The organism is Acetomicrobium sp. S15 = DSM 107314, from assembly GCF_016125955.1.
In the GTDB taxonomy this organism is placed as follows: Bacteria; Synergistota; Synergistia; order Synergistales; family Thermosynergistaceae; genus Thermosynergistes; species Thermosynergistes pyruvativorans.
In genome coordinates this window covers 1-338 of the sequence record NZ_JADEVE010000218.1, presented here as the reverse complement: position 1 = coordinate 338, position 338 = coordinate 1, and the positions used below count along the sequence as shown (strand labels likewise).

General features: G+C 52.4%; 1 protein-coding gene. It reads left to right on the top strand.

Annotated elements, in window-relative coordinates:
• On the top strand, positions 1-275 hold a 275-nt coding region (locus tag EZM41_RS06220), incomplete at its 5' end, for a hypothetical protein (protein ID WP_198470265.1).
• Positions 276-338 lie beyond the last annotated feature (63 nt).

Sequence of the window (338 nt, the reverse complement as noted above, 5' to 3'; positions counted from 1 at the left end):
TCCCACCATTCCCGGTATTGGTCGGGAAGTCGTTCTTTGTCTCGTTTATCGCTATTCCCTCCGGCATCCCTGCACCCTCCTCTCGTCGAAGTTTTCTGGTATTGCAGGCTGTTCAGCAAGAAAGTCGCCCCTTGGGCAGCTGTATTCAGGACGTCGTATTTCTCTACGAAGGGGAATTGGTGACATCCCACGAAGTCGGCCTGTTGTATCACGTAAGTCGACCGGAGGAGGGGCTACCTTGGAATTCATGGAGGGCAAGCTCCTTCCAGGCATAGAGCCTCTATTGGAAAAGTAGAAAGGTGTGTAATCTCAATGGAGCGATGCGTTTTGTTGGCCGG